This window comes from Oleiphilus sp. HI0061 (assembly GCF_001635675.1).
In genome coordinates, this window is the sequence record NZ_LWFE01000810.1 from 1 (window position 1) to 282 (window position 282).

Consider the following 282-nt stretch of genomic DNA (forward strand, 5'->3'; position numbering starts at 1 on the left):
TTATAGACGCTTTCAATAGCAATATGCTTATTACGCTGAAGTTTTCTCTATGATAATTAAATGCCTGTCCTCTTCACAAGCGGGAACACATAACTTAATTGCGTTTTTAACATGATAATCTATTGGCAGTGCATTAATCTCATCTTTTGGATGCAAACCTTTCATTGCTAAAAACTCACCCTTTTCAGTAAGTAAGTGCTTACATAGTTTTACCATATTATCTAGCGCTGTAAATGCGCGTGACATAATTTGGTCAAATTGTTTATCCTGCGCAACACTCTC

General features: G+C 35.5%; 1 protein-coding gene. It reads right to left on the reverse strand.

All coding sequences use genetic code 11. From position 1 onward, the window contains the following. Positions 1-30: 30 nt before the first annotated feature. The coding region (locus A3735_RS09795) for an RsmG family class I SAM-dependent methyltransferase (RefSeq protein ID WP_197473099.1) at positions 31-282 on the reverse strand (252 nt) is incomplete at its 5' end.